The following is a 21903-nucleotide window of genomic DNA, read 5'->3' as shown; positions in this document are numbered from 1 at the left end:
GTCGAAGTACGACATATGACACGAAACAGAGGTGGACGTACGTGGCACGGACCAGCTCGTCGATCGTGGCCGGGCTCACCGCGGCGGCCCTGGGAGCAGTCGGCTTCCTCGCCTACCAGGCGTCCGCGAACGCCCCGGCCGACGTCGCCGGCAGGCCCGGCCCGAGCGCCTCACGCGCGGTGGCCGTCACCAAGGCGCCCCGGGACAAGAGGCACCCCACCGCACTGCCCGCCGGTTCCGGCAAGGGCGAGCGGGTCGTCTACTCGGTGGACGACGACCGGGTGTGGCTGGTCGGCGCGAACGGCCGGGTCCAGACCACGTTCAAGGTCTCCCCGGGCCGCGTCGACCCGAAGCCGGGCTCGTACGCGGTGACGTCCCGCTCGAAGGCGATCACCGGCACCGACGGCGCACCCGTCGAGCACGTCGTGCGCTTCACCAGCGTGCGCGACGTGGTGGTCGGCTTCAGCGCCGCGGTCAAGGAGACGGCCTCGGCACCCGACCCGGCGGTCCGGACGGGCGGCATCCGCGAGACCCGCCCGGACGGCGACGCCATGTGGAAGTTCGCCACGATCGGGGTCCGGGTGGTGGTGATCCGCTGAGCGCGGGCGGCGTCGGCCGACGCTCCGCCGAGCCCGTTCGCCGGGGATCATCCGCCCGCCGCGCACCACATCTGACCCAACAACAGGTCAACAGCTCGTCCCGGCGGGTAAAAGGTCGCGGCTCCGCCGAACCGTTTCCGCACAGCAAGCCTCATACCCCTCAGAGATACCCGAACAGGGCATCCAGAAGGGAAACGAACATGCTCACCGGCAAGCGCACCCGACGCCTGGCCATCCCCGCCGCCGCCCTCGCCGCGGCCTCCGCCGTCGCCCTGGTCGGGATCGCCGCCGGCGCCTCGCAGGCCGCGACCCGACCGGGATGGGCGGACACCAGCTCGCTGTCCGTACGCGTCCACTCCCTCAACCCCGGCGCGGGCCAGCACTACGCGTCCGTGGTGCTCACGAACAAGACCCACAAGACGATACGGACCCAGGGCTACGTCGGTCTGCAACTGCTCAACGCGCACGGCAAGAACGTCACCACGCACGTCGTGCGTGACCGCGGCAACGCCGCCCTGATCACCCTCAAGCCGGGGCAGAGCGCCTACACCCGGCTGCACTGGGCGGCCGTACCCGGCGACGGCGAACCCACCAAGGCCGAGAAGAACCCCACCAAGATCGAGGTCACCCCGCCCGACTCGCGCCACCACCTGACCACGGCGTGGAAGCTCGGTGACGTCCTCCAGAAGGGCCGCATCGACGTCACGCCGCTGGCCAAGGGCACCGGCCCGAAGTACTGAGCACGGCGCGCGACGCACCGGCAGGGGCGCGCAGACCACGCGAGGGGTCACACGGCGGGCCGCACAGCGGGCCACGGCAGAGCCGACGCGTACGCCTTCCCGCTGATCGCCCGCGGATGGATCACGCGGCTTCCCGACGACCGCGCCCTTGCCCGCGTCCCTGCCCGCGCCCCGGCTCACGCTCCGGCTCGCACCCTTGCCCGTGCTCCTGCTCGGCGGGCCGTCCGGGATCCGTCCGCTCCGGCGTGTGCGGCGGTGTGGAGATCACGTCCGCGGCCGCGCACGCCGCCAGCAGATCGCGCATGGACACCCCGGCGAACCCGCGCGGCTGCGGCTCCGGCTTGCTCTCATTGACCGGCATGGACGCCTCCTGACGTGCGGGGGCGGGGTAGTTAGGTACACCTAACTACGAGCTGGATACCATGTGACCACGCGCGGGAGACCAAGCGCAACATTTTGCCGACGTCTTGTCGGAAACTTCGAGGCGGGCCATCCGAACCTTCGCGGCGGACCGCCGGGATCTTCCTGGCGGACCACCCGAACCTGCGTAACGGACCGCCGGAATCTTCGTGACGGATCACCGGATCACCGTGGCGGAGCGGGAGAACGCCCGCGCAGGGCCAGGGCCGTGCCCAGGATCCGTTCCGGCCCGCGACCATGCTCTGAACCGGCGTCCGGGCCGCACCGCCCAGGCCGTGACGTCAGACATGTCGGTCAGGTTGCGCCACTCAGGTCATGACGGCCAGACCAACTCGGTCAGACCATGTCGGTCAGGTCGCACCGCTCGGGCCATGACGTCACACTTTCGGCCTTCAGGCCGTGAGCACCCTCAGGCCGTGAGCGCGCCCTCAGGCCGAAAGCACGCTCAGGCCGGTCCGTGCCCACCGGTCGCCCAGCCCCGTCACCGTCACGTGCCGCACCTCGTCGGTGGTGTCCCCCACGGCCCGGTGGATGAGGATCTGCAACCGATCGTCGGTCAGCTCCTCCACCTTGCCCTCGCCCCACTCCACCACGACCACCGAGTCGGGCAGCGAGACGTCGAGGTCGAAGTCCTCCATCGTCTCCAGGCCGCCGGACAGCCGGTAGGCGTCGACGTGGACGAGCGGCGGACCGTCACCCAGCGCCGGGTGGACCCGGGCCATCACGAACGTCGGCGAGGTGACCGCCCCGCGCACCCCGAGGCCCTCGCCGAGCCCACGGGTGAGCGTCGTCTTGCCCGCGCCCAGTTCCCCGCTGAGGATCACGAGATCGCCCGCGCGCAGCAGCTTGGCGAGCTTTCGGCCCAACTCCCGCATCTGATCGGGGGAGTTGACGGTGATCTCGACGATCTGCGGCTCAGCCGGGTCGGGCGGCGCTGCTGGTGCTTCCATAGCCACTTACGGTAGTCCCTGCCGGGACGGCACCCACGCGGGTGAGCAGGTCGGCGAGCCGGTCGGTCACCAGTTCCGGGTGCTCCAGCATCACGAGGTGCCCGGCGTCCGGCACCAGCACCAGTTCCGCGTCGGGCAGCAGGCCCGCGATGGCCTCGCTGTGCTCACTGGGCGTGATCAGGTCCTGGACCCCGGCCAGTACGAGCAGGGGCATGTCCTTGAAGTGGACGAGCGCGCCGGTCTTGTCGTGGTCGGTGAAGGCGGGATAGAACTCGGCGACCACGTCGATCGGCGTGGACTCGATCATCCGTTCGGCGAACCGCTCGATCGTCGGGTCGACGTCCCGGGACGCGAACGAGTACCGCTTGATGATCCCGGCGAACAGGTCGGCCGTCGCCCGGCGCCCCTTCTCCACCAGCGCCGCCTGCTGCCCGAGCGCCTTCAGCACCCCGGGCAGCACCCGGCGCACCACGTTGACGCCGGCCGACGGCAGTCCGAAGCTGACCTCGCCGAGCCGCCCGGAGGACGTTCCGACCAGGGCGGTGGCGACCACCCGGTCGCGGATCAGCTCCGGGTACTGGGCGGCCAGCGCCATCATCGTCATGCCGCCCATGGAGTGGCCGACGAGCACCATCGGCCCCTCCGGCACGGCCGCGTCTATGACGGCCTTCAGATCGCGGCCCAGCTCGTCGATGGTGACCGGCACGTCGTCCCGGTGCTGGGTCACGCCCCGCCCGGACCGCCCATGGCTGCGCTGGTCCCAGTGCACGGTCCGGACGACGCCGCGCAGGGCCGCCCGCTGGAAGTGCCAGGAATCCTGATTGAGGCAGTAGCCGTGGCTGAAGACGACCGTGACCGGGGCGGGCGCCTTGCGGCCGAACAGGCGGCGCCGCCGCGGCGCCGGACCACCCTCGGGTTCGACGTCGTCGACCTCGTAGTACAGCTCGGTGCCGTCGTCGGCGTACGCCTTGCCCGGGGTGCCGCGCAGCGCCCCGTACGGGCCCGCCGAGTCCAGCGCCAGCCGCGCCCTGCGGCGCATCCCGCGTCCCACGGTCATCCGCTCGACCGCGACGCCGGCCGCCGCGCCCGCGGCCAGCATGCCTATCGCAGCGCCGGCGATGCCGGTCGCCCTGCGCCAGCTGCCGGCCTCCCCCACGACGGAGGCGACGGCCGCCGCGGCGGCGCCCGTGACGCCCTCCGCCCTGCTCTCGCTCACGTACCGCTCTCCTTCGCCGTACTGCACCGCCGGTCATGCGCTGCTGGTCGTGCACTGCCGTCAGGCACTGCTGGTCACGCGACCGGCGCCACCGGTGCGGTTTCACCGCACCGGGTGCACCCGGGTCCGGACCCGGGTGCGGTTCAGCCGATCCCCCGTCCTGTTACCCGTCCCGGCCCTCGTTCACGTAGACGCGGGGGACGCGGGATCCGATCCGGGTGACGATCTCGTACGCGATGGTGCCGGCCGCCTGCGCCCAGTCCTCGGCCGTGGGCTCACCGCGGTCGCCCGGCCCGAACAGGACCGCCTCGGCGCCGGTCTCGGGCTCGTCGCCGCCGAGGTCCACCACGAACTGGTCCATCGCGACCCGCCCGGCGATGGTCCGCCACTTGCCGCCGACCAGGACCGGGCCGCTCCCGGAGGCGTGCCGCGGGATGCCGTCCGCGTAACCGACGGGCACCAGGCCGAGGGTCGTCTCGCCCAGGGTGACGTAGCGGTGGCCGTAACTGATGCCGTGCCCGCCCGGTACGTGCTTGACCAGCGCCAGCGACGCCGACAGCGTCATCACCGGGCGCAGTCCGAAGTCGGCCGGGGAGCCGATCTGCGGGCCGGGCGAGATGCCGTAGACGGCGATGCCGGTGCGCACCAGGTCGAAGTGGGCCTCGGGAAGGGTGAGGGTGGCCGGGGAGTTGGCCAGGTGCCGCACCTCGGGGCGTACGCCCTGTGCCTCGGCGTACGCCGTCATCTCCCGGAACTGGTCGAGCTGGGCGGCGTTGGACGGATGGCCCGGCTCGTCGGCGCAGGCGAAGTGCGACCACAGCCCGGTGATCCGGAGCAGGCCGTCCGCCTCGGCACGCAGGGCGGCACCGACCAGTTCGGCCCAGTCGCCGGGCGGGCAGCCGTTGCGCCCGAGCCCGGTGTCGGCCTTGAGCTGCACCCGGGCGGGCCTGCCCGCCGCACGGGCCGCCGCCGTGACCTCCCGCAGCGCCCACATCCCGCTGACCGACACATCGATGTCGGCCTCGATCGCCTCCTGCCAGGGGCCGCCCGGCGTCCACAGCCAGCACAGGACGCGCCCCGGCAGCCCGGCCGCGCGCAGCGCGAGGGCCTCCTCGGGGGTGGCCGTGCCGAGCCAGGTCGCCCCCGCGTCGAGGGCCGCACGGGCGCACGGCACCGCGCCGTGGCCGTACGCGTCGGACTTCACGACGGCCATCAGGGCGGCGCCCGGCGCGAGGGCGCGCAGGGCCCGCACGTTGGCCCGCAGGGCGGCCAGGTCGATCTCGGCACGGGCACGGAGGGGCGCCGTCGGCGCGGTTGCTGTGTCTGTCATGGCGTCCCCAGTGTCTCAGAGGCAGCCGGTGGCATCGGGGCCCACGCCCCGCGCCCGACCTCGTCACACGCCGCCGCGCGCACACCCGCCCCGGCGCGTCGAACCGCCCGCGCGCCGTGTGCCCCTTCGACGCCCGGGCCCCGCCCCGCGCCCGGCCGCTCCGCCACCCCACCTAGCCCGCCCCCTCCGGACCGCATACGTCCGGACCTCATACCTCCGGAACTCACCTGCCTCCGCACCCGCACCCGCACACCCACCGCGGCGCGTCGAACCGCCCCGCCTACCAGCCCTCCTCCCGCACATCACGCCAAGCCTCCGGAATCGCCGCCGCCACGTCGTGCGCGCCCGTCGGCGCCCCGTCCGCCGCGAAGCGCCCCGCCAGCCCGTGCAGATACGCCGCCACACTGCCCGCGTCCCGCGCGGACAGCCCCGACGCCAGCAGGGATCCGGCGAGTCCGGACAGCACGTCTCCGCTGCCGGCGGTGGCCAGCCACGCCGTCCCGCTCGCGTTGACCCGCACGGTCCCGCCGTCCGGGTCGGCGACCAGCGTGGTCGAACCCTTGAGCAGGACGGTGGCGCCGTACCGCGCGGCCAGTTCCCGCACCGCGGGCAGCCGCGCCCCCTCGACCTCGCCGCGGTCCACGCCCAACAGCGCGGCCGCCTCCCCGGCGTGCGGGGTCAGCAGGGTCGGCGCCGTCCGGGCCCGTACGGCGTCCCGGTCGGCCAGCCGCAGCCCGTCGGCGTCGATGAGCACCGGCACCTCCTCCCCGACCACCTCGGCCACGATCCCGGCGTCGTCCCCGGCACCCGGCCCGGTGACCCACGCCTGCACCCGCCCCGCCTTGTGCGGGCCCCGGTCCGACACGAGGGTCTCCGGGAAGCGGGCGATCACGGCGTCCACGGCCGGTCCGACGTACCGCACCGCACCGGCACCGCCGCGCAGCGCCCCGGACACGGCGAGCACGGCGGCCCCCGGATACCGCGCCGATCCGGCCGCGATCCCGACCACCCCGCGCCGGTACTTGTCGCTCTCGGCTCCGGGCAACGGCAGCAGCCGGGCCACATCGGCGTGTTGCAGGGCCTCGAATCCGGGCTCGGCGGGCAACCGCGGCCCGAGCCCGATGTCGACCAGCCGCACGACGCCCGCGTGCTCCCGCGCCGGATCGATCAGCAGCGCGGGCTTGTGCGTCCCGAAGGTCACGGTGAGGTCGGCGCGGACGGCGGCGCCCAGCACCTGGCCGGTGTCCGCCTCGACACCGCTCGGCAGATCGACGGCGACGACCGCGGCCCGGGACCGCTCGGCCACGGCGGCCAGGGCCGCGGCCGCGGGCCGCAGGCCACCCCGGCCTCCGATCCCGACGATGCCGTCGACGACGAGGTCGGCGCGCTCGACCGCCGCCTCCGCGGCACCCGGTGCGGCGACGCTGCCGCCGGCCCGGCGCACCGCGGCGAGCCCGCCGTGGTGGGTACGGTCGGGCGCGAGCAGGACGGCCGTCACCCCCGCTCCCCGCCGCGCGAGACGGGCCCCCGCGTACAGGGCGTCACCTCCGTTGTCACCGCTGCCCACCAGCAGCACGACCCGGCTGCCGTAGACGCGCCCCAGCAACTCGGCACAGGCCGCCGCCAGTCCGGCGGCGGCACGCTGCATGAGCGCCCCCTCCGGCAACCGCGCCATGAGGTCCCGTTCGGCGGCCCGCACCGTCTCCACGCTGTACGCAGTACGCATGGCTTCGAGTCTGCCCCGGATGCCCCCGCACCCGCACCCGCACCCGCGGGGACGCAAGACCGCGCCGCACAACGGCCGTCGTCCCCAAAGCCCCGCGCCCACTACTCGCAGTCCGGGGCCACCACCACAGCCCAGTCGCCCCGCCCTGGTCACACGACCTCAGTCACCCCACCCCAGTCCTCCGTCACCCCACCCCGCCGGTCACCCCTCCGCAATCACCACCGCGGAGGCCACTCCGGCGTCATGGCTCAGCGACACGTGCCAGGACGTCACCCCGAGTTCCGCGGCCCGGGCCGCGACCGTGCCGGTCACCCGCAGACGTGGCTGCCCGCTGTCCTCGACGAACACCTCGGCATCCGTCCAGAGCAGGCCGGACGGAGCGCCGAGCGCCTTGGCCAGGGCTTCCTTGGCCGCGAAGCGGACGGCGAGCGAGGCCGCCCCCCGGCGCTCCCCGCTGGGCAGCAGCAACTCGTTTTCCCGGAAAAGCCGTCCGACCAGTCCGGGCGTCCGCTTCAGCGACGCCTCGAACCGGTCGATCTCGGCCACGTCGATACCGACCCCGATGATGCTCATACGAAGCACCCTACGGCGCTCAGCACGCACCACCCCGTCGCCGCGAGCGCAGTCTCTTTCCACCCTCCACAGGGAATTAAACGTTTTTCCGCGACCCGAAAGAGTGAACGTCCCTCGATATCCCCGAACGATCGCTCCCCACCTGACCAAGCTGACGCCCAATGGTCACATCAACACACGAGACCTCACATCGGATTTTTCAGGACCATCCGGAGGTTCTCAGTCAGATCTTCGAGGCGCTGGGTCTGCCGCCGCCGGTGAAGGCGAACGTCGAAGCGCTCACCCCGGACACCACGGAGATCAAGCCGCTGGAACGCCGCGTGGACACGGTATTGAAGATCGAACCGTCCGACGGCGACAGCTTTCTGATCGCGGTGGAGGCCCAGACGAAGAAGGCTCCTGACAAGGGAGTCAACTGGGCCTATTACGTCAGCCATCTGCACGCGAAGTACCAACTGCCGGTGCTGCTGGTCGCCGTCTGCCGCGTGCTGGAAGTCGGCTTGGAGAACACTCCGGCCCGCGAGTTGTGGAGGGAACCGGAAAAGATGGTCGTCACATTTTTCCCCGGCCGGGGCACGGTCTTCGAAGAGGCGTACCTGGACGGCCAGGCCAAGGGGCACGCGGCAGGCATGGCCGAGGGCGTTCTGCGGATCCTGGAAGTACGCGGGCTCACCGTCTCGGACGACGTACGCGAACGCATCTCCGCCTGCACCGATCTCGCCCGTCTCGGCGACTGGCTGGACCGCTCCGGCACCGTCGAGCACGCGCAGGAGCTGTTCGACGGCGACCCGCGCGGGACGCAGAGCCAGGAGAGCACGGCGGCCAAGGAAGGCCAGGAGAGTCCGGAGAGCCGGCCGGAGACTCCCGTCTCGGAATGACCCGATCGCCCCGGCCGGAGCACCACCCCCTGCTCCCGGCCGGGGCCCGTCGTATCCGTAGGCGTCCTTGAGGGCCCCGTGGGCCCTCAAGGCCCCCCGCGCAAATTCCACCGCGTCACCGACTTGCCCAGGTTCCGCAGGTTCCGCAGCTGACCCACCGTCACCGACTTGTCCAAGTCGGGTCGCTACTCCACCGTCACCGACTTGGCCAGGTTCCGCGGCTGGTCCACTTCGTTGCCGCGGGCCGTGGCCAGTTCGCAGGCGAAGACCTGGAGCGGAACCGTCGCCACCATCGGCTGGAGCAATGCCGGTGTCGCCGGGATGCGGATCAGGTGGTCGGCGTACGGAACCACCGCCTCGTCACCCTCCTCCGCGATCACGATCGTCCGCGCGCCCCTCGCCCGGATCTCCTGGATGTTGGACAGGATCTTGCCGTGCAGCATCGACCGCGCACCCGGCGACGGCACGACCACCACCACCGGCACGTCCTGTTCGACCAGTGCGATCGGCCCGTGCTTCAACTCCCCCGCCGCGAAGCCCTCGGCGTGCATGTACGCCAGTTCCTTCAGCTTCAGCGCGCCCTCCAGCGCCACCGGATACCCCACGTGCCGCCCCAGAAAGAGCACCGTGTCCTTCGAGGCGAGCGTGCGCGCCAGCGCCCGTACCGGTTCCATCGTCTTCAGGACTCTCTCGACCGACCCGGCGATCCGCGACAGGTCCCGGATGACCGCGCCGATCTCGTCGCCCCACGTGGTGCCCCGCACCTGCCCCAGATACAACGCCACCAGGTAGCACGCCACCAACTGCGTCAGGAACGCCTTGGTCGAGGCGACCGCGACCTCCGGCCCGGCGTGGGTGTACAGCACCGCGTCCGACTCGCGTGGAATCGTCGAACAGTTGGTGTTGCAGATCGCCAGCACCTTGGATCCCTGCTCGCGGGCGTGCCGCACCGCCATCAGGGTGTCCATGGTCTCCCCGGACTGGGAGATGGCGACCACCAGCGTCCGGTGGCCGAGGATCGGGTCCCGGTAGCGGAACTCGCTGGCCAACTCCACCTCGCACGGAATCCGCGCCCAGTGCTCGATGGCGTACTTGGCGATCAGACCCGCGTGGAACGCCGTACCGCACGCGACGATGACGACCTTGTCCACCTCGCGCAGCTCACCCGCGCCGGTCCGGACCTCGTCCAGACTCAGCGAGCCGGCCGCGTCGATGCGGCCCAGCAGCGTATCGGCGACCGCCTTCGGCTGCTCGGCGATCTCCTTGAGCATGAAGTAGTCATAGCCCCCCTTTTCCGCGGCCGACGCGTCCCAGTCCACGTGATACGACCGGACCTCCGCCGGACGGCCGTCGAAGCCCGTCACCGTGACGCCGTCCCGGCGCAGCTCCACCACCTGGTCCTGACCCAGCTCGATCGCCGACCGCGTATGGGCGATGAACGCGGCGACGTCCGACGCGAGAAAGGACTCGCCCTCTCCAACGCCCACCACCAGCGGCGAGTTCCGCCGCGCACCGACGACCACGTCCGGATCGTCCGCGTGCACCGCGACCAGCGTGAACGCACCCGTCAGCCGCCCGCACACCAGCCGCATCGCCTCCGCGAGGTCGGCGGAGACGGAGAACTCCTCGGCCAGCAGGTGCGCGACCACCTCCGTGTCGGTCTCGGACGCGAGATCGTGGCCCCGCTCCGCCAGCTCCGCCCGCAGCAGTGCGAAGTTCTCGATGATCCCGTTGTGCACGACCGCGACCCGCCCCGCGTTGTCCAGGTGCGGATGCGCGTTCCTGTCCGTGGGCGCTCCGTGCGTGGCCCACCGGGTGTGTCCGATGCCCGCCGTGCCGGCCGGCAGCGGCCGTTCGACCAGTTCCTTCTCCAGGTTGACCAGCTTCCCGGCCTTCTTCGCGGCGGCGAGCCCACCGTCCGCGGGCACGGCGACACCCGCCGAGTCGTACCCCCGGTACTCCAGCCGCTTCAACCCGGTCATGACGACGTCAAGCGCCGATTGCGCCCCCACATATCCCACGATTCCGCACATGGGGCGCAGCCTACGGGCCGAAACCCACACAAAACTGGCACAGCATGCCCGAAATCGGAAATTCCCACCGTCGTACGACCGCCGGACAACCGACACCCGCCCACACCGCCGCACCATCGCCACGCCCGCACCGCCGCCGAACACCGCGCCACCGCCGCACCTCTCGCCACCCCACCACCGCCGCCCCGTCCCGCCTCCTCACCACCACCGCCCACCGCCCCGCCTCACCACGGCTCCGCCCGGCGGACCGTAAGTGACCCACCCCACCCCGCGCTCCCTTCAAACTCCGTTAACAATGGACTGTGATCTCTCCGGTCTCCCCGATGCCCCGGAGCGCCCACCGGCACCGGCCGGAGGCGACTCCCTACGTCGACCTCACCCGCACCGAGTGGAGCGCGCTGCGCGACAAGACACCGCTGCCGCTCACCGCCGAGGAAGTGGAGAAGCTGCGCGGCCTCGGCGACGTCATCGACCTCGACGAGGTGCGCGACATCTACCTCCCGCTGTCCCGGCTGCTCAACCTCTACGTCGGCGCCGCGGACGGACTCAGAACCGCCCTGAACACCTTCCTGGGCGAACAGGGCTCCCAGTCCGGCACGCCGTTCGTCATAGGCATCGCCGGATCCGTGGCCGTCGGCAAGTCCACCGCCGCCCGCCTCCTCCAGGCCCTGCTGTCCCGCTGGCCCGAACACCCGCGGGTCGAACTGGTCACGACGGACGGCTTCCTGCTCCCCACCCGGGAGTTGGAGGCGCGCGGCCTGATGTCGCGCAAGGGCTTCCCCGAGTCGTACGACCGCCGCGCCCTCACCCGCTTCGTCGCCGACGTCAAAGCCGGCAAGGACGAGGTCACGGCCCCCGTCTACTCCCACCTCATCTACGACATCGTCCCCGGCGAACGGCTCACCGTCCGCCGCCCGGACATCCTCATCGTCGAGGGCCTGAACGTCCTTCAGCCGGCCCTGCCCGGCACGGACGGCCGCACCCGGGTCGGCCTCGCCGACTACTTCGACTTCAGCGTGTACGTCGACGCGAGCACCGAGGACATCGAACGCTGGTACCTCAGCCGCTTCCGCAAACTGCGCGCGACCGCCTTCCAGGACCCGTCCTCGTACTTCCGCAAGTACACGCAGGTGTCCGAGGAAGAGGCACTGGACTACGCCGGCACGCTCTGGCGGACCATCAACAGGCCCAATCTGGAGGAGAACATCGTCCCCACCCGCGGCCGGGCCACCCTAGTCCTCCGCAAGGGCCCTGATCACAAGGTCCAACGGCTCCGTCTGCGCAAGGTGTGACCGCTACCCTTCCGCCATGCTCCACCTCCGGCTGATCAGCCCTCCCGGTACGACCGACGACGTGGTCCGTCTCATCGAGCGGACGACCGGCACCGCGCACCTCGTGGTGCTGCCCGGCGCGGCGCGCAACCCCGCCGGGGACCTCGTCCTGTGCGACGTGGCCCGCGAGGCGGGCGACGAACTCGTGGCCGCGCTGCGGGCGTCGGGCCTCGACGAGAACGGATCCATCGCCGTCGAGAACATCGACCTGTCCCTGTCCAGGCGGGCCGACAAGGCGGAGGAGGAGGCACCGGGCGAGGGCGCGGACGCGGTGCTGTGGGAGCACCTCGCCGAGGCGACGCACGAGGAGTCGACGCTCACCGTCACCTACGTCGCTTTCCTGGCCATCGCCACCATGCTCGCCGCCTGCGGTGTGATGCTGGACAACGCGATCCTGATCGTCGGCGCGATGGCCGTCGGCCCGGAGTTCGGGCCGCTCGCGGGGATATCGACGGCGCTGGTCCAGCGGGCGCCGCGGCTGGTGTGGCGGTCGCTGTGGGCGCTGCTCGCCGGGTTCGCCGTCGCGATGGTGCTGACGGTCGGCTTCAGCCGGCTGCTGGACGTGCTCGGACTGTTCGACAGGTCGATGGTGGAGGCGGCCCGGCCGAACACCTCGTTCATCTGGAAACCGGACGCGATGTCCTTCGTCGTGGCCTTCCTGGCCGGTATCGCCGGCACCCTGTCCCTCACGTCCGCCAAGTCGGGCGCGCTGATCGGTGTGGCGATCTCCGTGACCACGGTCCCGGCGGCCGCGAACGCCGCGGTGGCCTTCGGCTACGCGGACTACTCGCAGACCTGGGGTTCCACCTGGCAGCTGCTGGCCAACCTGGGCGGCATCGTCCTCGCGGGCACCCTCACGCTGCTCGCCCAGAAACTCTTCTGGACGAGACGACGACGCCACCGGACGACGGGCTGAGCACGGGGCGGCGTCGCTCCGGCCGCACGCCGGTCGGCCGACGGCTGCCCGCCAAGACCGCCACGACCGCCACGACCTTTACGATCGCCACGACCGCCGCGCCCGCCTACCCCAACGCCGACTTCACCACGTCGGCCAGCCGGCCGGCCACGGTCCGGGCCTGTTCGATGTCCGCCGCCTCGACCATCACCCGCACCAGCGGCTCGGTGCCCGAGGGACGCAGCAGTACGCGACCGGTGGAGCCCAGCTCCCGTTCCGCCTCGGCGACCGCGGCGGCCAGGTCGGCGGAGGTCTGCACCCGGGACTTGTCCACGTCCCGCACATTGATCAGGACCTGGGGCAGCCGCTCCATGACCGACGCGAGGTCCCGCAGCGTACGGCCGCTCTCGGCGAGCCGCGCGGCCAGCAGCAGCCCGGTCAGCGTGCCGTCGCCGGTGGTGGCGTGGTCGAGGATGATGACGTGCCCGGACTGCTCGCCGCCGAGGGCGTAGCCGTGCTGCTTCATCTCCTCCAGGACGTAACGGTCACCGACCGCGGTCTGCACGAAGTGGATGCCCTCGCGCTCCATCGCCAGCTTGAAGCCCAGATTCGACATCACGGTCGCGACGACAGTGTCGGAGCGCAGTGCGGAACGCTCCCGCATCGCCAGCGCGAGCACGGACAGGATCTGGTCGCCGTCGACCTCTTCACCGGTGTGGTCCACGGCCAGACAGCGGTCGGCGTCGCCGTCGTGCGCGATGCCGAGGTCGGCGCCGTGCGCGAGGACCGCGGCCTTCAGCTGGTCCAGGTGGGTGGAGCCGCACCCCTCGTTGATGTTGAGCCCGTCGGGCTCGGCGCCGATGGTGACGACCTCGGCCCCGGCCCGCGAGAAGACCTCGGGCGAGACCTGGGCGGCAGCACCGTGCGCCTCGTCGAGGACGATCTTCAGCCCGTCGAGCCGGTTCGGCAGCGCACCGAGCAGGTGGGCGGCGTACTGTTCGAACCCCTCGCCGTAGCTCCGCACCCGCCCCACGCCGGCGCCGGTCGGCCGGTCCCAGGGAGCACCCGTGCGGTGGTCCTCGTAGACGCCCTCGATCCGGTCCTCCAGCTCGTCGGCCAGCTTGTGGCCGCCGCGGGCGAAGAACTTGACCCCGTTGTCCGGCATGGGGTTGTGACTTGCGGAGAGCATGACACCCAGATCGGCTCCGAGGGCGCCGGTCAGGTAGGCCACCGCGGGCGTCGGCAGCACACCGACCCGCAGCACGTCCACACCCGCGCTCGCCAGCCCCGCGACCACCGCCGCCTCCAGGAACTCCCCGGACGCGCGCGGGTCCCGCCCGACCACTGCCGTCGGCTTGTGGCCCTCGAAGGTGCCCGCCTCGGCCAGTACGTGCGCGGCGGCGACGGAGAGGCCGAGCGCCATCTCGGCCGTCAGATCCGCGCCTGCGACACCGCGCACGCCGTCCGTGCCGAAGAGTCGTCCCACTTGTCCTCCTGAGGAAACGTCAGTTACGGAAGCCGCGGAGGCATGCGATGGTTCGATGCCCGTTCGGTCGGCTCCGCATCCCAGGCGCCGTACACCTGGACATCCGATCACACAAGCCTTTGAGCGTCTTGTGCCGTTATACGCCTTTGGATCGCGATAGACGAACGCCCCGGCGGCACTGTGGCGTGCCGCCGGGGCGTTCGGAGTACGAGCAGGCAGCTGTGTTTAGCGCTTGCTGTACTGCGGAGCCTTGCGGGCCTTCTTCAGACCGGCCTTCTTGCGCTCGACCGCACGGTCGTCACGACGCAGGAAGCCGGCCTTCTTCAGCGGGCCGCGGTTGTTGTCGACGTCCGCCTCGTTCAGCGCACGGGCGACACCGAGACGCAGCGCACCGGCCTGGCCGGAGACACCGCCACCCACGATACGGGCGACCACGTCGTAACGGTCGTCCAGCTCCAGAACCTTGAACGGCTCGTTGACTTCCTGCTGGTGCACCTTGTTGGGGAAGTAGTCCTCAAGGGTGCGGCCGTTGATCTTCCACTTGCCGGAGCCCGGAACGATCCGGACCCGGGCAATAGCGTTCTTGCGGCGACCCAGGCCGGCGGCCGGCTGCGGCTCGCCGAAGCGGGAGGCCATGGACTCCGAGGTGTACTCGCCCTCGACGGGGACCTCGGACTCGGTGGTGTAGCTGTCGATGTCAAGCTCTTCGAGCGGCTGCTCGGCAGTGGTCTCGGCCACGATGCTCCTCAGATTCTCTTCAGTCTTAGGGGGTGGCCGGACTTACTGCGCGACCTGGGTGATCTCGAACGGCACCGGCTGCTGAGCGGCGTGCGGGTGCTGGTCACCCTTGTACACCTTCAGCTTCGTGAGCATCTGACGGCCCAAGGAGTTCTTGGGGAGCATGCCCTTGACGGCCTTCTCGATGGCCTTCTCCGGGTGCTTGTCGAGCAGCTCGTCGTAACGGACGGACCGCAGACCGCCCGGGTAGCCGGAGTGGCGGTACGCCAGCTTCTGGGTCCGCTTGTTGCCGGAGAGGTGCACCTTGTCCGCGTTGATGATGATGACGAAGTCACCAGCGTCGACGTGAGGGGCGTAGATCGGCTTGTGCTTGCCCCGGAGAAGGGTGGCGGCGGTCGTGGCCAGACGGCCCAGGACGACGTCCTGAGCGTCGATGACGTGCCACTGACGCGTCACATCGCCGGGCTTGGGGCTGTACGTACGCACGGTTCGTAGCCTTCGCTTCTTCAGTGAATTGGTCCTGACAAGGTCACCGAAGACGATCACGACAGCCCTGACGGCACCGCGGTGACGCAAACCGCGTGCTGGTCGCTGGTCATCGGCCCGGTGGACCGGTGTAAGGGCCCGTCCCGTGAGAATGAGCAAGCCAATACACAACGAAGAAGCAGGATACCGGCGTGCCCCGTACGGGTCAAAACGAGTGGCCTGCGACACTCGCGGCCACAGGATGCTCCACCCTGCACCGATAGGTCCACTATGGCCCGTCGTAGAGACCCGCCGGGCCGCCCGGTCCCCGTCTAGGATGCGCCCCATGAGCTATGGGCAGGGGGGACCCCAGTCCGGTTGGGATCCCTGGAAACCGCATTCTCAGCAGGGCGGGAGCAGCGACAGCGGCCAGACCCCGGACTGGGCGGCGCTGGCGGAGGCATCGGAGGCCCGCGGCAAGCGGCGTAGGCTGCTGTTCATCGGCGGCGGCGCGGTGGCCACCGTGGCGGTCGGCGCGGCCGTCGCCCTCGCCGTGGTCTCCGCGGGCGGCAGCGACGACAAGGCGGGCGGGCCCTCCGACCTGCCGGCCAGCGCTTCCCTGCCGAGCGGCTCCGACGCTGCGGTGCCGTCCTTCGCGCCCACCACCGCACCGCCGCCGCTGGACCCGAAGGACTTCGTGTCCAGCGCGCAGAAGGACACCGCACCGCTCAGCGCCGCGGCCTTCTTCCCGGACGCCCAGCTGACCATGGGCGGGACCGTCTACAAAAAGGGCGCCACCGCCGACACCACGGACTGCGCCTCGGCGGCCGGCGGCACCCTCCCCAAGGTCCTCACCGCCAACCACTGCACCCGCCTGCTGCGCGTCAGCTACACCAAGGACAACATCGCGGTCACCCTCGGTGTCGCCGTCTTCGGGACCGAGGACCAGGCCCGCCGGGCCAAGGGCCAGTCCGACACCAAGAGCATCGTGAAGTCCCTTACGGGCAAGGGCGTCAAGACCTTCTGCGACGCGGCGATCTGCCGCTCGACGACCAACTCCTACGGCCGGTACGCCTACTTCACCATCACCGGCTTCACCGACGGCAAGGACGTGACGACCAAGGACACCAAGGTCTTCGCCGCCGGGAACGACCTGGCGGAGTTCGCCTTCGGCCAGATCCGCCGGCGCGGCGCGGCCCAGGCGTCGGCGGCGGCCGGCCAGTAGGACGCTCAGCAGCACCCCGCCGCCGGCAGCGACCGCTTGTTGCGCGCCTCCTTGCTGCGCGCCGCCAGCAGCCCGTCGGCGGGGTAGCCGACCTCCTCCAGGGTCAGCCCGTGCGGCCGCACCACGTGCACCGCCGAGTCCCGTACGCCGGCCGTCAGCACCTTGCCCGGCCAGTCCGCGTCCCGGTGCCCGTCCCCCACGAACAGCAGCGCCCCGATCAGCGACCGCACCATGTTGTGGCAGAAGGCGTCGGCCCGCACCGTCGCGGTGATGATCCCGTCGGCCCCGCGCACCAGGCTCAGCTCCTGGAGCGTACGGATCGTGGTCGCGCCCTCACGCCGCTTGCAGTAGGCGGCGAAGTCGTGCTCCCCCAGCAGCCGCCGCGCGGCCTCGTTCATGGCGGCCACGTCCAGCGGCCAGTCGTGCCACAGGACGTGCCCCCGCAGCAGCGGGTCGACACCGCCGGGCGCGTCGGTCACGCGGTAGGCGTAGCGCCGCCAGACCGCCGAGAAACGGGCGTCGAAGCCCGCGGGGGCCTCGGTCAGCCGCCAGATCCGCACGTCTTTGGCCAACCGCCCCGCCAGCCGCTTCAGCAGCTTCTCCCGGTGCTCCGCCCACAGCTCACCGGGCAGGTCCACATGCGCCACCTGACCACGGGCGTGCACGCCCGCGTCCGTGCGCCCGGCCACCGTCAGTTCGTACGACGTCTCACGGGACCGCGTGACGGTCCGCAGGGCGTCCTCGATCTCCCCCTGCACGGTCCGCCTGCCGCCGGCCTGCTTCGCCCAGCCGTGGAAGCCCGTGCCGTCGTACGACAGATCGAGCCGGACCCGGACGAAACCAGGCTGAACTTCGCCACTCACCCCTGGATCCTCTCAACTACGTGAAACGGGCCCGCCCCTGGAAAGGAACGGGCCCGCTCATGCGCCCCGAAGGGGCGCGGGGAACTGCGCGAGCAACCACGACGGTGCTCCGGTCGAAGGACGGCCTTACGCCTCCTTCGACTCCTCCGCCTCCGGCTGGGCGTCCTCGGCGACGGCGTCGTCGGACTTGGCCTCGACGGCCTCGTCCTTCTTGAGGGCGTCCTCCTTGACCGCACGCTTGGTGGCGGCCTCCGCCTCACCGGTCGCCTGCTGCGCGACGGTCAGTGCCTCGACCAGCTCGATGACGGCCATGGGCGCGTTGTCGCCACGACGGCCACCGATCTTGGTGATGCGCGTGTAACCGCCGGGACGGTTCTCGTAGCGCGGGCCGATCTCGGTGAACAGCGAGTGGACGATGCCCTTGTCCGTGATGACCTGGAGCACCTGGCGGCGGTTGTGAAGGTCGCCCTTCTTCGCCTTGGTGATCAGACGCTCGGCGTACGGCCGCAGGCGGCGGGCCTTCGCCTCGGTGGTGGTGATACGGCCGTGCTCGAACAGCGACTTCGCGAGGTTCGCGAGGAGCAGCTTCTCGTGCGCGGCGCTGCCGCCCAGACGGGCACCCTTGGTGGGCTTCGGCATGGTTCTTCTCCTGTGGTGTCTGCCCCGGCCGTGCCAGGTACCGGGGTCAGTATCTGAGCAGACGGTTGTCTGTCAGAGATCCGGTCGCTCTTTCGAGCGCCGGAAAGCCCGCGCCCCTTGCGGGGCGCGGGAGGTGCGAGCCGAGCGCTCAGTACTGCTCGGTCTCCACGAACCCGGCGTCCGCGTCGTCGTCGGCGCCGAAGGCGTCGGCGGCGGCGGTCGGGTCGAATCCGGGCGGGCTGTCCTTCAGGGCCAGACCCATCCCGGCCAGCTTCGCCTTGACCTCGTCGATCGACTTCGCACCGAAGTTACGGATGTCGAGGAGGTCCGCCTCGGAGCGCGCGACCAGTTCACCCACGGAGTGGATGCCCTCACGCTTGAGGCAGTTGTACGACCGAACGGTGAGCTCCAGCTCCTCGATCGGCAGGGCGAGGTCCGCAGCCAGGGCGGCGTCCGTCGGGGACGGGCCCATGTCGATGCCCTCGGCGTCGATGTTCAGCTCACGGGCCAGACCGAACAGCTCGACCAGGGTCTTGCCGGCCGACGCCATGGCGTCACGGGGACGCATGGCCTGCTTGGTCTCGACGTCGACGATCAGCTTGTCGAAGTCGGTGCGCTGCTCGACACGGGTGGCCTCGACCTTGTACGTGACCTTGAGCACGGGGCTGTAGATCGAGTCGACCGGGATACGGCCGATCTCCTGGCCCACCTGCTTGTTCTGCACGGCGGAGACATAGCCGCGACCGCGCTCGACGGTCAGCTCCATCTCCAGCTTGCCCTTGCCGTTGAGCGTGGCGAGGACCAGATCGGGGTTGTGTACCTCGACACCGGCCGGGGGCGCGATGTCGGCGGCGGTGACCAGACCCGGGCCCTGCTTGCGCAGGTACATCACGACCGGCTCGTCGTGCTCCGAGGAGACGACGAGCTGCTTGATGTTGAGGATCAGGTCGGTGACGTCCTCCTTGACTCCCGGCACGGTGGTGAACTCGTGCAGGACGCCGTCGACGCGGATGCTGGTGACAGCAGCGCCGGGGATCGACGACAGGAGGGTACGGCGGAGAGAGTTGCCGAGGGTGTAGCCGAAGCCCGGCTCCAGCGGCTCGATCACGAACCGGGAGCGGAACTCGTCGACGACCTCTTCGGTCAACGAGGGACGCTGAGCGATCAGCATGTGTGGATCAGATCCTTCTTTCGTGGACGCCCGCTATTTGACGCCCGACGGGTACGCACCGCTCACGCGGCACGGGGTACTGCAAGGGTACGGGCGGTACGACCCGAAAGGGAGGTACCGCCCGGAACCACAATCCGCGCGCGACGCGTCAGACGCGACGGCGCTTCGGCGGACGGCAGCCGTTGTGCGGGGTCGGGGTGACGTCCTGGATGGAGCCGACCTCAAGACCCGTGGCCTGCAGGGAGCGGATCGCGGTCTCGCGACCGGAACCCGGGCCCTTCACGAACACGTCGACCTTGCGCATGCCGTGCTCCTGGGCGCGGCGGGCGGCCGACTCGGCGGCCATCTGCGCGGCGAACGGCGTGGACTTCCGGGAGCCCTTGAAGCCGACGTGGCCGGCGGAGGCCCAGGAGATCACGTTGCCGGACGGGTCCGTGATCGAGACGATCGTGTTGTTGAACGTGCTCTTGATGTGCGCGTGGCCGTGAGCGACGTTCTTCTTTTCCTTGCGGCGCACCTTCTTGGCAGCGCCCTGACGACCCTTGGGGGGCATCTACAAACTCCTACGGGAGGTGGTCGGTCCTACAGCGAAGACCGTGGACTGGTGTCCGCTGCGGACTACTTCTTGCCCGGCTTCTTCTTGCCGGCGATGGCGCGACGCGGGCCCTTGCGGGTGCGGGCGTTGGTGCTGGTGCGCTGGCCGCGAACGGGCAGACCGCGGCGGTGACGGAGACCCTGGTAGCACCCGATCTCCACCTTGCGGCGGATGTCGGCCTGGATCTCACGACGGAGGTCACCCTCGGTCTTGATGTTGCTGTCGACGTACTCGCGGATCGCGACGAGCTGCTCCTCGGAGAGGTCGCGGACGCGGGTGTTCGGGTCGACGCCGGTCGCAGCCAGCGTCTCCTGCGAGAGGGTCCGGCCGATGCCGAACACGTAGGTCAGGGCGACCTCCACGCGCTTTTCGCGCGGGATGTCAACACCGGAAACGCGTGCCATTCAATGGCTCCAGTTGCTTGTCGGAGGTCTTCCACAGGACCGGATCCCAGCCGCCGTACCAGGTACGAACTGGGTCCCCGGCCTCCGAACCGGGGGTGTCGGAAACCCGTGCTGAGGGTTTCCGGGTCCTGCGTATGAACATATTCAGCTTGCGTCGCGCGAAGCCCTGCGTGATGCAGAGGTGCGGTCCTGTGTCAGCCCTGGCGCTGCTTGTGGCGCGGGTTGTCGCAGATCACCATGACCCGGCCGTGACGGCGGATCACCCTGCACTTGTCACAGATCTTCTTGACGCTCGGCTTGACCTTCATGGGATGTGAGGTTCTCCGGGTCAGTGCCATCGCCCCGGCGGAAACCGGGGCTCGGGCAAGATCTACTTGTATCGGTAGACGATCCGGCCACGCGTCAGGTCGTACGGAGACAGCTCCACCACGACCCGGTCGTCAGGGAGGATGCGGATGTAGTGCATGCGCATCTTGCCGCTGATGTGTGCCAGGACCTGGTGGCCGTTCTGGAGCTCGACCCTGAACATGGCGTTCGGAAGAGACTCGACGACAGTGCCCTCGATCTCGATGGCACCCTGCTTCTTGGCCACGCTTCGCCCTTCGAATCGACTACCTTGATCGACTCCCTTGCGTCCCGTTAAGGGCGCATGCAGACATGCGGGTGCACGAGAGCCGACGCGTCAGTCTACGCCAGGGCACCCGGAAAGACGAATCGGGAAAGTCTGCCCCGGACCGGAGATCGTTATGCGAGCGGATCGGGAGCAGCCGTGATGCCGAACTCCGCCAGCTTGGCCCGGCCGCCGTCGGGAGCGGTCAGCACCAGCGGCCCCTGCTCGGTCAGCGCGACGGAGTGCTCCCAGTGGGCGGACCAGGTGCCGTCGGTGGTGATCACCGTCCAGTTGTCCTGGAGCACCTCGGTCTTCGGGGTGCCCAGGGAGACCATCGGCTCGATCGCCAGGCAGAAGCCGGGCACCAGCTTGGGGCCCTTGCCGCGCTTGCGGTCGACGTAGTTCAGCAGGTGCGGGTCCATGTGCATCTCGGTGCCGATGCCGTGGCCGCCGTAGTCCTCGATGATCCCGTACCGGCCGCCGCCGGGCCTCGGCTGGCGGCGGATGTAGGCCTCGATGGCCCGGGAGACGTCGACCAGACGGCTGCCGGTCTTCATCGCGGCGATCCCGGCCCACATGGACTCCGCGGTCACCCGCGACAGCTCCACCAGCTCCGGAGCGTGACCGGAGCCCACGAAGGCCGTGTAGGCGGCGTCGCCGTGCCAGCCGTCCACGATCGCGCCGCAGTCGATGGAGATGATGTCGCCGTCCTTGAGGACGACCTCGTCCGACGGGATGCCGTGGACGACGACCTCGTTGACCGAGGTGCAGATGGTGGCCGGGAAACCGCCGTACCCGAGGAAGTTCGGTTTCGCGTTGTGCTCGGCGAGCACCTTGCGGGCGACCTCGTCCAGGTCCTTGGTGCTGGCGCCGGGGACGGCGGCCTCGCGGGTGGCCGCGTGGATCGCGGCGACGACCAGCCCCGCCGCACGCATCTTGGCGATCTGCTCGGGGGTCTTGATCTGCACCATGGGGGCCTGCGCTCTCCGTCACTCGCGTGGGTCGGTCATTACACG

Annotated in this window: 24 protein-coding genes; 6 read left to right on the top strand and 18 right to left on the bottom strand. The window is 70.6% G+C overall.

Annotated features, from left to right (window positions below):
- The first annotated feature begins 41 nt into the window (after positions 1-41).
- Both ACFYPJ_RS08230 and ACFYPJ_RS08225 read left to right on the top strand, forming a co-directional pair.
- Positions 42-599: a hypothetical protein gene (locus ACFYPJ_RS08230; protein ID WP_389012299.1), complete on the top strand. Its 558-nt coding sequence runs from the start codon at positions 42-44 to the stop codon at positions 597-599.
- Between the two features lie 200 nt (positions 600-799).
- Positions 800-1339, top strand: coding sequence for a DUF4232 domain-containing protein (locus tag ACFYPJ_RS08225; RefSeq protein WP_389012296.1), 540 nt, complete (start codon positions 800-802; stop codon positions 1337-1339).
- 121 nt (positions 1340-1460) lie between these two features.
- On the opposite strand, the gene ACFYPJ_RS08220 is transcribed toward ACFYPJ_RS08225, so the two are convergent.
- From ACFYPJ_RS08220 to ACFYPJ_RS08195, 6 genes are all read right to left on the bottom strand, one after another.
- Positions 1461-1700, bottom strand: a complete 240-nt coding sequence (locus tag ACFYPJ_RS08220) for a hypothetical protein (protein ID WP_389012294.1) — start codon at positions 1698-1700, stop codon at positions 1461-1463.
- A gap of 487 nt (positions 1701-2187) precedes the next feature.
- Positions 2188-2709, bottom strand: coding sequence for a tRNA (adenosine(37)-N6)-threonylcarbamoyltransferase complex ATPase subunit type 1 TsaE (gene tsaE, locus ACFYPJ_RS08215; RefSeq protein WP_389012291.1), 522 nt, complete (start codon positions 2707-2709; stop codon positions 2188-2190).
- Positions 2675-3925 carry an alpha/beta fold hydrolase gene (locus ACFYPJ_RS08210; RefSeq protein WP_389012289.1) on the bottom strand — a complete coding sequence of 417 codons (1251 nt, stop codon included), beginning with the start codon at positions 3923-3925 and terminating at the stop codon, positions 2675-2677. The genes tsaE and ACFYPJ_RS08210 overlap by 35 nt, the downstream gene beginning before the upstream one ends.
- 163 nt (positions 3926-4088) lie before the next feature.
- Complete coding sequence (gene alr / locus ACFYPJ_RS08205; RefSeq protein ID WP_389012286.1) at positions 4089-5255, bottom strand: alanine racemase; 1167 nt, start codon at positions 5253-5255, stop codon at positions 4089-4091.
- Between the two features lie 280 nt (positions 5256-5535).
- Positions 5536-6981 carry an NAD(P)H-hydrate dehydratase gene (locus tag ACFYPJ_RS08200; protein WP_389012283.1) on the bottom strand — a complete coding sequence of 482 codons (1446 nt, stop codon included), beginning with the start codon at positions 6979-6981 and terminating at the stop codon, positions 5536-5538.
- 201 nt (positions 6982-7182) lie between these two features.
- On the bottom strand, positions 7183-7554 hold the full coding sequence (locus ACFYPJ_RS08195; protein ID WP_389012280.1) for a holo-ACP synthase: 372 nt from the start codon (positions 7552-7554) through the stop codon (positions 7183-7185).
- Positions 7555-7715: 161 nt separating this feature from the next.
- Here ACFYPJ_RS08195 and ACFYPJ_RS08190 point away from each other — a divergent pair, with 161 nt between their 5' ends.
- Positions 7716-8432, top strand: coding sequence for a hypothetical protein (locus tag ACFYPJ_RS08190; protein WP_389012278.1), 717 nt, complete (start codon positions 7716-7718; stop codon positions 8430-8432).
- A 185-nt stretch (positions 8433-8617) separates the two neighbouring features.
- Here the strand turns inward: ACFYPJ_RS08190 and glmS are convergent, their stop codons facing one another.
- Positions 8618-10465: a glutamine--fructose-6-phosphate transaminase (isomerizing) gene (gene glmS / locus ACFYPJ_RS08185; protein ID WP_389012276.1), complete on the bottom strand. Its 1848-nt coding sequence runs from the start codon at positions 10463-10465 to the stop codon at positions 8618-8620.
- Between the two features lie 323 nt (positions 10466-10788).
- Here glmS and coaA point away from each other — a divergent pair, with 323 nt between their 5' ends.
- Positions 10789-11757, top strand: coding sequence for a type I pantothenate kinase (coaA, locus tag ACFYPJ_RS08180; RefSeq protein ID WP_389012274.1), 969 nt, complete (start codon positions 10789-10791; stop codon positions 11755-11757).
- 16 nt (positions 11758-11773) lie between these two features.
- On the top strand, positions 11774-12712 hold the full coding sequence (locus ACFYPJ_RS08175; protein WP_389012272.1) for a DUF389 domain-containing protein: 939 nt from the start codon (positions 11774-11776) through the stop codon (positions 12710-12712).
- Positions 12713-12818: 106 nt separating this feature from the next.
- Here ACFYPJ_RS08175 and glmM read toward each other — a convergent pair whose 3' ends face one another.
- The 3 genes from glmM to rplM all read right to left on the bottom strand — a co-directional run bounded on the left by glmM (position 12819) and on the right by rplM (position 15401).
- Positions 12819-14177, bottom strand: a complete 1359-nt coding sequence (gene glmM, locus ACFYPJ_RS08170) for a phosphoglucosamine mutase (protein ID WP_389012269.1) — start codon at positions 14175-14177, stop codon at positions 12819-12821.
- A 225-nt stretch (positions 14178-14402) separates the two neighbouring features.
- Positions 14403-14915, bottom strand: coding sequence for a 30S ribosomal protein S9 (gene rpsI, locus ACFYPJ_RS08165; protein ID WP_389012266.1), 513 nt, complete (start codon positions 14913-14915; stop codon positions 14403-14405).
- 42 nt (positions 14916-14957) lie between these two features.
- Positions 14958-15401, bottom strand: coding sequence for a 50S ribosomal protein L13 (rplM, locus tag ACFYPJ_RS08160; RefSeq protein ID WP_389012263.1), 444 nt, complete (start codon positions 15399-15401; stop codon positions 14958-14960).
- Between the two features lie 325 nt (positions 15402-15726).
- On the opposite strand from rplM, the gene ACFYPJ_RS08155 reads away from it, so the two are divergent.
- Positions 15727-16605, top strand: coding sequence for a hypothetical protein (locus tag ACFYPJ_RS08155; protein ID WP_389012260.1), 879 nt, complete (start codon positions 15727-15729; stop codon positions 16603-16605).
- 5 nt (positions 16606-16610) lie between these two features.
- On the opposite strand, the gene truA is transcribed toward ACFYPJ_RS08155, so the two are convergent.
- The 8 genes from truA to map all read right to left on the bottom strand — a co-directional run bounded on the left by truA (position 16611) and on the right by map (position 21858).
- Entirely contained in the window at positions 16611-17468 is an 858-nt protein-coding gene (gene truA / locus ACFYPJ_RS08150; protein WP_389012258.1) for a tRNA pseudouridine(38-40) synthase TruA, read from the bottom strand.
- Positions 17469-17594: 126 nt separating this feature from the next.
- Positions 17595-18107 (bottom strand): 50S ribosomal protein L17, encoded by a 513-nt coding sequence (gene rplQ, locus ACFYPJ_RS08145; protein ID WP_389012256.1) that lies wholly within the window; start codon positions 18105-18107, stop codon positions 17595-17597.
- Between the two features lie 148 nt (positions 18108-18255).
- Entirely contained in the window at positions 18256-19278 is a 1023-nt protein-coding gene (locus tag ACFYPJ_RS08140; RefSeq protein WP_053661878.1) for a DNA-directed RNA polymerase subunit alpha, read from the bottom strand.
- Between the two features lie 148 nt (positions 19279-19426).
- The gene (rpsK, locus tag ACFYPJ_RS08135; RefSeq protein WP_003956432.1) at positions 19427-19831 is read right to left on the bottom strand and encodes a 30S ribosomal protein S11; all 405 of its coding nucleotides are present in this window, start codon (positions 19829-19831) and stop codon (positions 19427-19429) included.
- Between the two features lie 65 nt (positions 19832-19896).
- Complete coding sequence (gene rpsM, locus ACFYPJ_RS08130) at positions 19897-20277, bottom strand: 30S ribosomal protein S13 (RefSeq protein WP_018543922.1); 381 nt, start codon at positions 20275-20277, stop codon at positions 19897-19899.
- Positions 20278-20471: 194 nt separating this feature from the next.
- Positions 20472-20585 carry a 50S ribosomal protein L36 gene (rpmJ, locus tag ACFYPJ_RS08125; protein ID WP_003974245.1) on the bottom strand — a complete coding sequence of 38 codons (114 nt, stop codon included), beginning with the start codon at positions 20583-20585 and terminating at the stop codon, positions 20472-20474.
- A gap of 62 nt (positions 20586-20647) precedes the next feature.
- On the bottom strand, positions 20648-20869 hold the full coding sequence (infA, locus tag ACFYPJ_RS08120; RefSeq protein ID WP_004927214.1) for a translation initiation factor IF-1: 222 nt from the start codon (positions 20867-20869) through the stop codon (positions 20648-20650).
- A 152-nt stretch (positions 20870-21021) separates the two neighbouring features.
- Positions 21022-21858: a type I methionyl aminopeptidase gene (map, locus tag ACFYPJ_RS08115; RefSeq protein ID WP_389012251.1), complete on the bottom strand. Its 837-nt coding sequence runs from the start codon at positions 21856-21858 to the stop codon at positions 21022-21024.
- Positions 21859-21903 lie beyond the last annotated feature (45 nt).

The organism is Streptomyces sp. NPDC006012 (assembly GCF_042871185.1).
In the GTDB taxonomy this organism is placed as follows: Bacteria; Actinomycetota; Actinomycetes; order Streptomycetales; family Streptomycetaceae; genus Streptomyces.
This window is presented reverse-complemented; position numbering and strand designations above follow the sequence as displayed.

Excerpts from the sequence above, each read along its gene's own strand:
- ACFYPJ_RS08225 (WP_389012296.1), top strand. The coding sequence starts at position 800 with ATGCTCACCGGCAAGCGCACCCGACGCCTGGCCATCCCCGCCGCCGCC.
- ACFYPJ_RS08220 (WP_389012294.1), bottom strand. The coding sequence starts at position 1,700 with ATGCCGGTCAATGAGAGCAAGCCGGAGCCGCAGCCGCGCGGGTTCGCC.
- tsaE (WP_389012291.1), bottom strand. The coding sequence starts at position 2,709 with ATGGAAGCACCAGCAGCGCCGCCCGACCCGGCTGAGCCGCAGATCGTC.
- alr (WP_389012286.1), bottom strand. The coding sequence starts at position 5,255 with ATGACAGACACAGCAACCGCGCCGACGGCGCCCCTCCGTGCCCGTGCC.
- ACFYPJ_RS08200 (WP_389012283.1), bottom strand. The coding sequence starts at position 6,981 with ATGCGTACTGCGTACAGCGTGGAGACGGTGCGGGCCGCCGAACGGGAC.
- ACFYPJ_RS08195 (WP_389012280.1), bottom strand. The coding sequence starts at position 7,554 with ATGAGCATCATCGGGGTCGGTATCGACGTGGCCGAGATCGACCGGTTC.
- ACFYPJ_RS08190 (WP_389012278.1), top strand. The coding sequence starts at position 7,716 with ATGGTCACATCAACACACGAGACCTCACATCGGATTTTTCAGGACCAT.
- glmS (WP_389012276.1), bottom strand. The coding sequence starts at position 10,465 with ATGTGCGGAATCGTGGGATATGTGGGGGCGCAATCGGCGCTTGACGTC.
- coaA (WP_389012274.1), top strand. The coding sequence starts at position 10,789 with ATGCCCCGGAGCGCCCACCGGCACCGGCCGGAGGCGACTCCCTACGTC.
- ACFYPJ_RS08175 (WP_389012272.1), top strand. The coding sequence starts at position 11,774 with ATGCTCCACCTCCGGCTGATCAGCCCTCCCGGTACGACCGACGACGTG.
- ACFYPJ_RS08155 (WP_389012260.1), top strand. The coding sequence starts at position 15,727 with ATGAGCTATGGGCAGGGGGGACCCCAGTCCGGTTGGGATCCCTGGAAA.
- rplQ (WP_389012256.1), bottom strand. The coding sequence starts at position 18,107 with ATGCCGAAGCCCACCAAGGGTGCCCGTCTGGGCGGCAGCGCCGCGCAC.
- ACFYPJ_RS08140 (WP_053661878.1), bottom strand. The coding sequence starts at position 19,278 with ATGCTGATCGCTCAGCGTCCCTCGTTGACCGAAGAGGTCGTCGACGAG.
- rpsK (WP_003956432.1), bottom strand. The coding sequence starts at position 19,831 with ATGCCCCCCAAGGGTCGTCAGGGCGCTGCCAAGAAGGTGCGCCGCAAG.
- rpsM (WP_018543922.1), bottom strand. The coding sequence starts at position 20,277 with ATGGCACGCGTTTCCGGTGTTGACATCCCGCGCGAAAAGCGCGTGGAG.
- rpmJ (WP_003974245.1), bottom strand. The coding sequence starts at position 20,585 with ATGAAGGTCAAGCCGAGCGTCAAGAAGATCTGTGACAAGTGCAGGGTG.
- map (WP_389012251.1), bottom strand. The coding sequence starts at position 21,858 with ATGGTGCAGATCAAGACCCCCGAGCAGATCGCCAAGATGCGTGCGGCG.